This window comes from Tannerella forsythia (genome assembly GCF_003860135.1).
GTDB classification, from domain to species: Bacteria; Bacteroidota; Bacteroidia; order Bacteroidales; family Tannerellaceae; genus Tannerella; species Tannerella forsythia_A.
The window spans coordinates 134,323-145,918 of the sequence record NZ_RQYN01000005.1 but is presented as its reverse complement, the minus strand read 5'-3'; the positions used below and the strand labels follow the sequence as shown (position 1 = coordinate 145,918).

Genomic DNA, 11,596 nt, shown 5'->3' with positions numbered 1-11,596 from the left:
TTCGTTGAGTTGTTTGATTGTTGAGTTGTTGGCTCCGCTGAATGCTGACCGCTGATTGCTGTAAAAGCCCTGAAAGGGCGCCTTAATTCAGCCCAATGCGAAGCGTTGGGGAAAAAGGCATCGTATTTCGGCGGAGGGCTGTAGGCCTGACATATTCCAATTGTCAATGGTTAACTGTCAATGGTTATGCATGGTACCCGCCGAACCATGTACCCGGCATAACAACATCAAAAAAGTTGTATTAGGATACAACGCTAAGCGGTGTTTTCTTCATACCCAAAGTACATCTCGCGTGTTGCTGGTCAGGTCGTTCGTTCAGCTTGAATTATTAGAGAAATATCGCTATCTTTGCCCGCTGAATGATTTCGTCCTGTGGTTTGGTAAGAGGGAGGAAATGAGCGATAAAAAATGGCAAAAAAGACGGTAAAAAAGAAACGTTCGCAAGAAACGGATAATGATATATGGGGGTTGCTGAGCGTCTTCTTCACAAGTGAACGCTTGCGTTTTCTGGCAGGGCTGGCGATCTGTTTCACGGTGACTTACGTAGGCATCGCTATGGCATCGTTCTTTTTCACGGGGGGAGCAGACCAAAGCGCCATCGAAAATGTGCCGTTGAAAGACTTGCTAACCAATCGCGGGAGCGTTGAAAACTGGGCCGGCGTGCGAGGGGCTTTGATTGCTGACTTGATTATGAACCGCTGGTTCGGGGTAGCGTCATTCTTTCTACTCTACTTTTTCGGGTCGTTAGGCGTCTATCTGATGGGCGTTTGCCGGATGTCTCTCATGAAACGCTTTATGCTCTGCAGCTCGATGCTCATCTGGGGATCGCTCTTTCTGTCGTTCGTCTTCCTGAAAGGATATGAAGACTCGTTTCTCTATTTAGGCGGGCGTCACGGGTATGAACTTTCCGAAGTCTTGATTCGCAATATCGGCATACCGGGCACCGTGCTGTTGCTGATGGTCTCTTTTCTTACCATAGCCGTTTTCGCCAGCAAACGTGTGATGCCGTGGCTGCAAAAAATGTTTACTCTTTCTTGGAATCCGAACAGACCGGCCAAACAAGCACAGACGGAAAATAATTCGGATACGGAGGAGAGCGGCGAAGATAAAGAGTCTCATACGACGAAACGGCATATATCGGAAGAGGATAACGAGGATGACGAAGAATATGTGCCCGGAACAAAAATAATATACGACGATGATCCGTACCGGACAGCAGATTTTGACGACGAGCCGCAAATCGTTCCGATAGCCGAAGGCGACAAAATCATCAACGGTGAATCGGTATTTACTATTGAAGTGCCGAAGGACGAAGAACCGTACGACGATTCGTCCATGGGCGATTACGATCCTCGTCTCGACCTGTCCAGCTACCGTTTTCCGACACTTGACCTGCTGAAAAAATACGAACAGACCGAAAAACCGGTCGACATGGCGGAGCAGACCGATAATCAACGACGCATCAAGCAGACACTCGAAAACTTCGGTATCAGCATTCTGTCGATTAAAGCAACGGTAGGTCCCACCATCACGCTCTACGAAGTCGTGCCGGCACAGGGAGTGAGAATCTCGAAAATTCGCAACCTCGAAGACGATATTGCCCTGAGCCTTGCCGCGCTCGGCATTCGTATCATCGCCCCGATGCCCGGTAAAGGAACGATCGGCATTGAGGTGCCTAACAAAGACCCGCAGATCGTTTCGATGCAGTCCGTAATCAGTTCGCGCAAATTTATCGAGAGCAAATACGATCTTCCGGTGGCGCTGGGACGAACCATCACGAACGACGTCTTTATGTTCGACCTCTGCAAAGCCCCTCACCTGCTGATGGCCGGTGCTACGGGACAGGGAAAATCCGTCGGACTCAACGCTATCATTACCTCGTTACTGTACAAAAAACATCCCGCCGAACTGAAATTCGTACTCGTCGATCCCAAAATGGTCGAATTTAGCATCTATGCCGAAATCGAACGTCATTATCTGGCTAAGTTACCCGACGAAGAGAAAGCGATCATCACCGATTTTACGAAGGTGGTACATACGCTCAATTCGCTCTGTAAGGAGATGGATAACCGCTATGAGTTACTGACGAAAGCACACGTCCGTAACATCAAAGATTATAATGAAAAGTTTATCAGCCGCCGGCTGAATCCGGAGAAAGGGCATAAGTATATGTCGTACATCGTGGTCATCATCGACGAGTTCGGCGATCTGATCATGACGGCCGGACGCGACATTGAAATGCCGATCGCGCGAATCGCACAGAAAGCGCGAGCCGTAGGTATTCACATGATTATCGCCACGCAACGTCCGTCGACAAACATCATCACGGGAACAATTAAAGCGAACTTTCCCGTGCGCGTAGCTTTCCGTGTCTCATCAATGATCGATTCGCGTACCATTCTCGACTCACCCGGCGCCAATCAGCTGATCGGGCGCGGCGACCTGCTCTTTTCGCAGGGTAGCGACATGACCCGCGTGCAATGCGCTTTTGTGGATACGCCCGAAGTGGAAGCGATGGCATCCTACATTGGTCAGCAGGCCGGTTATCCCACGGCGTTCGAGTTGCCGGAATATGTACCGGAAGGTGAAGGAGACAAGGCATCGGGCGTTGACTTATCCGATCGTGACCCGCTCTTCGACGAAGCGGCACGACTCATCATCATCCAACAGCAAGGCTCTACCTCGTTGATTCAACGTAAATTTTCGATCGGTTATAACCGTGCGGGACGACTGATGGACCAACTCGAAGCCGCCGGCATCGTCGGTCCCTACGAAGGGAGCAAGGCACGTCAAGTGTTGATACAGGACGAATATTCATTGGAACAGAAATTAAATGCGTTGAAATCATGAAACGGATTCGATATATAATCATGTTATGGCTTTCGGTCGTAGGAGTTGTGACGGCGCAGAAAGCCGAAACAATTTTGGATAAAGCAGCCGCGGCTTATGAAAAATCGAACGGACTGAAAGCTTCGTTTGCGGCAAATATCCGCCACGAGAAACAAGGTATTTCCGAAAGTTTCGAAGGCACCATACAAATGAAAGGAGAAAAGTTCGTACTCATCACGCCCGATACACGGACGTGGTACGACGGTACGACACAATGGACGTACGTAGTCCGGACGGATGAGGTCAACTTGTCGAACCCCACAGGCGACGAGTTGGAATTTACGAATCCGATGATCCTCCTTCGCTCTTATAAAAAAGGCTTCACGCTTTCCTATATCGGTCAAAGCACGTCGGACAACGGAAAAATGGCCGATGATGTGATGCTGACCTCGAAAAAGAACGGCGATGTGGCCAAGGTCGAAGTACAGATCGAACGCGCCACCTCGTTGCCGGTGCGTCTGACGGTAACCTTGAAAAACGGCGCACGCAGCGTGATCCGCATCCGGAAAATGCAGACAGGTATCAATCCACCGGAGCACGTCTTCCGATTCAATCCGGCCGATTATCCGGGAGTAACAGAAATAGATTTACGATAAAAATAATTACCAAAAACAAAACAAACAGTTAAAAATATGACAAACGAGAAAGTCCGTTGTTTAATTATCGGCTCGGGACCGGCAGGATACACGGCTGCCATTTATGCTTCGCGAGCTAATTTAGCCCCGGTACTGTACGAAGGTATTCAGCCCGGCGGTCAGTTGACTACGACAACCGAAGTGGAGAACTTTCCCGGTTATCCCGATGGTGTGACGGGTACGGAGATGATGGAAGACATGAAGAAACAGGCCGCACGCTTCGGTGCGGATATCCGTCAGGGAATCGCTACGGCGGCAGATCTATCGGCCGCACCGTATCAAATTACCATCGATGATGACAAAGTGATTGAGGCGGAGACGCTGATTATTGCCACCGGCGCATCGGCCAAATATCTGGGACTACCTGACGAACAAAAATATTCGGGCATGGGTGTCTCGGCATGTGCCACGTGCGACGGTTTCTTCTACCGCAAGAAGAAAGTCGCCGTTGTAGGCGGAGGCGATACGGCATGCGAAGAAGCGCTGTATCTTTCCGGATTGGCCTCACAGGTGTATTTGATTGTACGGAAACCTTTCCTGCGTGCTTCGAAAGTGATGCAGGATCGCGTGATGAACACACCGAATATTCAGGTGCTGTTCGAACATAATACGGTCGGACTCTTTGGAGAAAACGGAGTAGAAGGCGCTCATTTAGTAAAACGCAAAGGCGAACCGGACGAAGAAATGGTCGACATCGCCATCGACGGCTTCTTTCTGGCTATCGGACACAATCCTAACTCCAAGATATTCAAACCTTGGCTGGCTACGGACGAAACAGGATATATCCAAACCGAAGCCGGTACGCCTCGAACGACAGTTCCCGGTGTGTTTGCAGCAGGCGATGTGGCCGACCCGCACTACAGACAAGCCGTTACGGCTGCTGCAAGCGGTTGTAAGGCTGCCATCGAAGCAGAACGTTATTTGATGAGCAGATAAGATAAGATACAGAGCGATATGAATATATTAACAGGGATAGTCTCCATCTGTCTCTTTTTCACAAGCTGTTCACATGCAGATGAGCCCGAAATTCTCACGAAAACAATCCGAATCATCGCACATCGTGGTTTCTGGCAGTCCAAAGGGGCTGCCGAAAATTCCATTGTATCGCTTGAAAATGCGGAAGATATCGGAGTCTACGGAGCTGAGTTCGACGTACATCTAACGGCAGACAGCGTCCCCGTTGTTTTTCATGATATGACGATCAAGGAAATGAAAATACAGGAGACGAATTATGCAGCGATTCAGCGAATTGCGCTGGCCAATGGAGAAAAAATTCCTACCTTGCGCGAGTATCTGGAAGCTGCCAGACGTACGAAGCGTATCCGCCTGATTCTTGAACTGAAACCGCATGCTACACCTCAACGCAACCGTTTGGCTGCACAAATGATTACCGACTTGGTGAAGGAAAAAAAACTGCAACATCGCACGGATTATATTTCATTCAATCTGGATGCGGCACGCGAGTTTATCCGCCTGACACCCGAAGCCGAAGTATATTATCTGAACGGCGAGTTATCACCCAGACAATTGAAGAAGGAAGGCTTTGCCGGTCTTGATTATCATTACGAGGTGATGCGGAAAAATCCTCAATGGTTCAAAGAAGCCAAACGTGAAGGATTGGGAATTAATATTTGGACAGTTAACGATACGACACTGATGCGCGAGATGATCGATGCCGGGGCAGATTTTATCACGACCGACATTCCTGTCGAAGCGCTGAAGTTTATCCGAAAATAACACATGATGAGAAAGATCGTCGTGCTACTGTGGTGGTATATCTGGGCCGGCAGTTTGTCGGCCGCAGATTACGACCATCCCAAGCACGAAATTCGTGCCGTATGGTTGACGACGATCTTTGGCCTCGACTGGCCGACAAGTCCGGCAACGAACGAGGCTGAGCGAAATCGGCAGAAGCAGGAGTTGCGAACCATTTTGGATCGCCTGCAAGAAGCCCACTTCAATACGGTTTTTGTACAAACCCGACTGCGAGGCGACGTGATTTACCGCTCGCAAATCGAACCGGTATCGGCCGTTTTTACCGGACAATGCGGAAAATGGCCGGGATATGATCCGCTCGCATTCGTAATTGACGAATGCCACAAACGAGGCATGGAATGTCACGCCTTTTTCGTGACCTATCCCGTCGGTTCAGCCAAAATGGTGAAGGAGCAGGGACGAGCATCGGTTGTCAAACGCCATCCGGAGTTATGTATAAAACATCACGGCGACTGGTACCTCAATCCCGGTCATCCGGGAACGTCCGATTATCTTCTATCCTTAGTAAAAGAGGTTGTAAAAAATTACGATATTGACGGCATTCAGTTCGATTACATCCGTTATCCGGAGGGAGCACAATTTTTTCCCGACAAGAAAACGTATCAAAAGTACGGGAAGGGTCAGAATCTCGAAAATTGGAGACGTGATAATATCAACCGGATGATTGCGCGTGTACATGATTGGGTGAAAAAGACGAAACCTTGGGTACAGGTGAGCAGTTCGCCTCTCGGCAAATACAGCAAGAGGCAGCATCCGAATGCTCGGTGGACTGCTTACGAAGATGCGTATCAAGACCCAAGAGCATGGTTGAAAGCTGGAAAACAGGATATGATCGTGCCCATGATGTATTATCAGCAACAAGATTTCTACCCATTTGTCAACAATTGGCTTGAACATTCCGGACAGCGAAACATGGTAGCCGGTTTGGGAGCCTATCGCCTGAATAAAAAAGAAGGAAACTGGAATCTCTCTGAAATTACCGATCAGATTAATTATGTGCGCCGTCAGGGAGTAAAGGGTTGCGCTTTCTTCCGGACGCAGTTCGTGATTAAAAATGAGAAAGGACTGTATAATGAACTAAAGAACCGCTTCTTTAAATATCCCGCGCAGCTCCCCCCTCTGATTTGGATGAATGAAAAAGCTTCCGTACCATGCGCGCCGCAAGAGATCGTCGTCATACGTGAACAGGGACGACTCAAACTCTCGTGGAAAGGAAGAAGCTCAGACGACTATACCTATACCATTTACTATTCACAGTCCGACTCGATTGATATGACCAAGGCACAATCGATTTTGGCAACAGGCATCCGGGAGAACGTATTGTATCTGCCTATCGATCGGGATACGGAAAAGGAGTATTCGTTTTGCGTCACCGCGTCGAACCGTTACCGGATGGAAAGTCAGCCTTCGCGCTCAACCTATTATTATCTCTCGGAATACGAAAAATGAACAGAATGAGCGCAGAAACGAATGTAAACTGGTATGTTCTCTACACTTCGCCGCGTGCGGAGAAAAAAGTCGATGAACGGCTGAAAGCGATGGGCGTGGAGAGCTATTTGCCTTTGCACCGCTCTCCGCAAGTCTGGTCGGACCGAGTGAAGATGGTTGATAAGCCCCTCTTCTCGTCGTATGTTTTTGTAAGATGTTCGGAAACGCAGTTGATGGCGCTGTTGAAAGTATACGGCGTAGTCCGCATCATTTACTATTCGGGAAAACCGGCCGTTATTCGTCAGGAAGAGATCGATGCCATCCATTCGTTCTTGGAACAGGCGGCCAACCACGTCCTTTCTGTGGGCGAGGAAGTGGAGATTTTGAATGGCGCCATGAAACATGTTTCGGGAGTGATCCGTAAGCTGGGGAAAAACCGTTTACAGCTCCATATCGAACAGCTGGCAGTCACCGTAACCGTCGATCTGACGAGTGTAGCGCCGGTCAAGCGAATCAAATAAATCTTTAACTGCATCAAACGATAAAAAACCGGATAATGCGAGCCATCTTTCTGCGGATATTTTTTCGACCCACCGGATACGACCGGACAAATAGAACAATATTGGGATAATGATTATACAAAACAGCAATATAACAAATTACAATCAAAATAAATCATGAAGAAATGGAAAGAGCGGAAAAGAGCTGTGGAGATCTTTTCTTTTTGTACGGCCATCACGGCCTCGGTGTTTCTTTGCGGATGTAAAGAAACGAAAGTGAGCAGTGAATCGTTCGAGCGATCGGACTATTATACACGCAGGATAGGACAATATCCCGGTAATCCCAAGGAAGATTTTTCTCCTTCTCTCTCGCCGGATTATATGACCTATCGCAATATTGCTCTTCGAAGGGCAGCCTTCGCGTCATCCGGCTACGACTACAACCTCACCGCACAACTTGCGACGGACGGGATCGTGACCGACAAGCAGCCGCAATACCTGAATCTCTCCACTCCCGAAGGCGACGTGCCCCGTCGCGAACGTGAATGGATGGTCGATGAAGGACCATATTCAAGAAACACCTTTATGGGTGACGATACGTACTTTCAGTTCTCACTTGCCAATTACAGTGCGAAGGTCGGCAAACTTTCGCTCGTTGGAACGCTTGTGTATGACGATAAAGTAGCCCGAGATGGTTACGAGATCGTTTGTCTCACATCGGCCGATGGAAAGGAATGGGTCGAAGTCGGCCGCCTGAGCGGAAGCAACCTGCCGGGCGAAGCCGTATCGTACCGCGTGCCGGTAACCGATCCGAATAAGCAGACAGAACAAGTCGATATGTCGGTGCGAAAGCTGAACGAGACGATAATCTTCAAACAGGAAGCCGACAACCCTTATTATCGGGTGACGCTGAAAATGGCCGGCGCTCATAGCTGGGTGTTTACGGAGGCAAATTTCTATGATGCCGAGGGACTCGTGGAGATGAAACCGTCGAAGTTTTTCAACAGCGCGTGGATGAGTGCCTCTGCCGGCGAAGAATGGCTGTATGTCGATTTGGGGAGCCGTTCCGAATTCGATAAGGTCGTATTACGCTGGGTCAACAAAGCCGTTCACGGCAAAGTGCAGGTATCCGACAATGCGCAGCAATGGGATGATGTGGCCGAGCTTCCCGGCGGTGAGACGCTGACGGACGAGATCGCCCTCGACAAAAAATATAAAGGACGTTACGTACGTGTGCTGATGCAGGAAGCATCGGCCGGAAACCGCTATATCCTCAGCGAGATGGAAGTGATGGGTGTAGGAGGATTGGTCCCCTACCCTGTCGAAAGACCGGCCGTAGCAGACGGGCGTATGTCCCTCTCGGGCGGCAGCTGGATGATTCGCCGTGCATCGGAAGTAACGGCTAAGGGCGAAGAGATTTCGACACCCAACTACAAGCCGGAGAACTGGCTCGTTGCCACCGTTCCGGGAACGGTATTGAGCAGCTTCAAAAACGCCGGCGCCATAGCCGAACCGAATTATGCCGATAACCAGTTGCATATCTCCGAATCGTTCTTCTACTCCAATTTCTGGTATCGCGACGAATTCGAGCTGCCCGAAAACTTCAAACAAGATCGTCTGTTCCTCAATTTCGACGGTATTAACTGGAAAGCCGACGTGTATCTGAACGGCCATAAACTGGGACGTATCGAGGGAGCTTTCATGCGGGGCAAGTTCGACGTGACCGACCTTGTCGTTGCAGGTAAGAATGTGGTTGCGGTCGAGATTGTGAAGAATGCGCACATCGGCGCCATCAAAGAGAAGAACCGCCAGAGCACCGACTTTAACGGAGGCATTCTGGGCGCCGATAATCCGACGTTCCATGCGACGATCGGATGGGACTGGATTCCGACCATGCGCGGACGCAACATCGGAATATGGAACGACGTATCGCTCACAACGACGGGTCATGTCACCGTGGCCGATCCGTTCGTGCGCTCCGTACTTCCCTTACCCGATACCACCTCGGCCAAGCTGACGGCCGGTATCATCGTCCGGAACTGGGACACGAAAGCCGTACAAGGTACGCTCGAAGGCAAAATCGGCGAAATCACGTTTGAGCAACCGGTCGAGCTGGCTGCGGGCGAAGAAAAAACAGTCGTTTTCGACGCGACAACTTATCCGCAGTTGAACATCCGACATCCGCGCCTGTGGTGGCCGAAAGGATATGGTGCTCCGAATCTTTACGACGCGAATTTTACGTTTAAAGTCGGCGATAAGGTATCCGATACACGTAACTTCAAGGCCGGCATCCGTCAGATGACGTTTAATGAAGATAACCGTATATTGAGCCTCTTCATCAACGGACGTCGTTTTATCGGTCGCGGCGGAAACTGGGGGTTCAGCGAGTCGAACCTGAACTATCGCGGTCGCGAATATGATATCGCGGTGGCCTATCACGCCGATATGAATTTCACGATGATGCGTAACTGGGTCGGGATGATCGGTGACGAAGAGCTTTACGAAGCGTGCGACCGCCACGGCATCATGATCTGGCAGGACTTTTGGCTGGCCAACCCTGCCGACGGCCCTGATCCGTACTACCCCGAAATGTTCATCGCCAACGCCGAAGATTACGTGAAACGTATCCGCAGCCATGCCTCCATCGCCATTTATTGCGGTAGAAACGAAGGGTTCCCGCCGGCTCAGATCGATCAGGCGCTGCGTCGCATCGTCCGGGAAAAACATCCCGATATACATTATATCTCCAGCTCGGCCGACGATGTGGTGAGCGGACACGGCCCGTACCGCATGCTCCCGGCAAAAGAATATTTTACGCTGAAAACAGGTAACGACAAGTTCCACAGCGAGCGCGGGATGCCCAACGTCATGACGTACGAAAGCATGCTCCGCACCTTCTCGCCCGAAGGGCTTTGGCCGCAGGATCATCAGTGGGGAATGCACGATTATACACGCGAGGGTGCTCAGGGATGTACCTCGTTCAACGAAATCATCGCCAAGGGGTACGGTGAGCCGCAGAACGCGAAGGAGTTTGCCGAACTGGCGCAATGGGTCAACTACGACGGGCATCGCAGCCTCTTCGAGTCGCGCAGCCTCAACCGCAAAGGGCTTCTCATGTGGATGAGTCATCCCTGTTGGCCCTCGATGGTCTGGCAGACATACGATTATTATTTCGAGCCGACGGCCGCCTATTTTGCCATCAAGAAAGCCTCGGAACCGTTGCATATCCAGTGGAACCCCGCCACCGACGAAGTAGAAGTGGTCAATTACAGCGGTGGCATGCGTAAGGGATTGACAGCGAAAACGCAGTTGCTGAATATGGACGCATCCGTAGCGTGGGAAAAAGAGGCGACCGTCGACAGTTATGAAGATACGACAGACAAATGTATCCGTCTCGAATTTCCGTCCGACCTCTCGAAGGTACATTTTATCAAGTTGACACTAACCGAAAACGGAACGGTTATTTCCGAAAACTTCTATCACAGAAGCCTCGAAGAAAACAATTATCAGGCATTACGCGAACTGCCGAAAGTAAAATTACTCCCTGCGATCGATACTCGGAAAGACCCCGACGGTACTTGGCATACCACCGTCACGGTCGAAAATACGACGGCAATACCCGCGCTGATGATCCGCGTAAATGTGACCGGAGAAAAAGACGGATTACAATTCCTCCCCGTCTTCTACTCCGACAATTACTTTGCCCTGCTTCCCGGCGAGAAGAAAACAGTCAACATCCGCTGGAAAGACGAAGATACGCGCGGCAACACCCCGAAAGTACAGCTGTCGGGGTACAACGTAGAGTAACAGACCTTTTTTCTCAATAGTTAGTACTTACCCAAGGTTACGTTTACCGAATGTAATCTTGGGTAAGTTTGTATAATCCCCTCTCTCATTTACATTTTTCTATAAGGTATAGCCCCTTTAGAGGGATTTGGTAAGTTGTTGATTTTTTGAGTCGTTTTAACCCGGATTCCGCGATAGATGCGAACAAGGTCCGGATGTCGATCCCCCACCCTTGCGGGATGGGGCTGAAATAATCCGGGCTTTCAGCCCTTGGATGCCCTGCGGGCGTTGAGTTGTTGATTCGTTGACATGCTGATTTGTTGGCCGGTGAACATCCCCCCTTCCCCCCCTTCGAAGGGGGAATGCCCGGTACCCACCGAACCATGTACCCGGTATAACAATTAACCATTGACCATTAACAATTAAACAAGAGCCCTGAAAGGGCGAGATCATTCAGCCCAATGCGAAGCGTTGGGGAAAAAAGGTACCTCCTCGGCGGAGGGCTGTAAGCCTGATATATTCCAATTGTTAATTGTCGTACATGATACTTCTTGGGTACACGTTAGACTTATATGACCATGG

Annotated in this window: 7 protein-coding genes; all 7 read left to right on the top strand. The window is 50.0% G+C overall.

The features are described from left to right. The first annotated feature begins 408 nt into the window (after window positions 1-408). Complete coding sequence (locus EII41_RS02915) at window positions 409-2,850, top strand: FtsK/SpoIIIE family DNA translocase (RefSeq protein WP_124751623.1); 2,442 nt, start codon at window positions 409-411, stop codon at window positions 2,848-2,850. Beyond that, on the top strand, window positions 2,847-3,485 hold the full coding sequence (locus tag EII41_RS02910) for a LolA family protein (RefSeq protein WP_124789349.1): 639 nt from the start codon (window positions 2,847-2,849) through the stop codon (window positions 3,483-3,485). Before EII41_RS02915 ends, EII41_RS02910 begins: the two co-directional genes overlap by 4 nt. Window positions 3,486-3,521: 36 nt before the next feature. After that, window positions 3,522-4,460, top strand: coding sequence for a thioredoxin-disulfide reductase (trxB, locus tag EII41_RS02905; RefSeq protein ID WP_124789348.1), 939 nt, complete (start codon window positions 3,522-3,524; stop codon window positions 4,458-4,460). Between the two features lie 18 nt (window positions 4,461-4,478). Further along, window positions 4,479-5,261 (top strand): glycerophosphodiester phosphodiesterase, encoded by a 783-nt coding sequence (locus tag EII41_RS02900; RefSeq protein ID WP_124789347.1) that lies wholly within the window; start codon window positions 4,479-4,481, stop codon window positions 5,259-5,261. A gap of 6 nt (window positions 5,262-5,267) precedes the next feature. Further along, window positions 5,268-6,749, top strand: a complete 1,482-nt coding sequence (locus EII41_RS02895) for a glycoside hydrolase family 10 protein (protein WP_317615866.1) — start codon at window positions 5,268-5,270, stop codon at window positions 6,747-6,749. Window positions 6,750-6,754: 5 nt separating this feature from the next. Then, on the top strand, window positions 6,755-7,249 hold the full coding sequence (locus EII41_RS02890; protein ID WP_260425451.1) for a UpxY family transcription antiterminator: 495 nt from the start codon (window positions 6,755-6,757) through the stop codon (window positions 7,247-7,249). Window positions 7,250-7,405: 156 nt separating this feature from the next. Then, window positions 7,406-11,035 carry a glycosyl hydrolase 2 galactose-binding domain-containing protein gene (locus EII41_RS02885; RefSeq protein WP_124789345.1) on the top strand — a complete coding sequence of 1,210 codons (3,630 nt, stop codon included), beginning with the start codon at window positions 7,406-7,408 and terminating at the stop codon, window positions 11,033-11,035. Window positions 11,036-11,596: the final 561 nt, after the last annotated feature.

Coding starts and splice junctions, on each gene's coding strand:
- EII41_RS02890 (WP_260425451.1), top strand. CDS start 6,755: ATGAGCGCAGAAACGAATGTAAACTGGTATGTTCTCTACACTTCGCCG.
- EII41_RS02895 (WP_317615866.1), top strand. CDS start 5,268: ATGAGAAAGATCGTCGTGCTACTGTGGTGGTATATCTGGGCCGGCAGT.
- EII41_RS02885 (WP_124789345.1), top strand. CDS start 7,406: ATGAAGAAATGGAAAGAGCGGAAAAGAGCTGTGGAGATCTTTTCTTTT.
- trxB (WP_124789348.1), top strand. CDS start 3,522: ATGACAAACGAGAAAGTCCGTTGTTTAATTATCGGCTCGGGACCGGCA.
- EII41_RS02900 (WP_124789347.1), top strand. CDS start 4,479: ATGAATATATTAACAGGGATAGTCTCCATCTGTCTCTTTTTCACAAGC.
- EII41_RS02910 (WP_124789349.1), top strand. CDS start 2,847: ATGAAACGGATTCGATATATAATCATGTTATGGCTTTCGGTCGTAGGA.
- EII41_RS02915 (WP_124751623.1), top strand. CDS start 409: ATGGCAAAAAAGACGGTAAAAAAGAAACGTTCGCAAGAAACGGATAAT.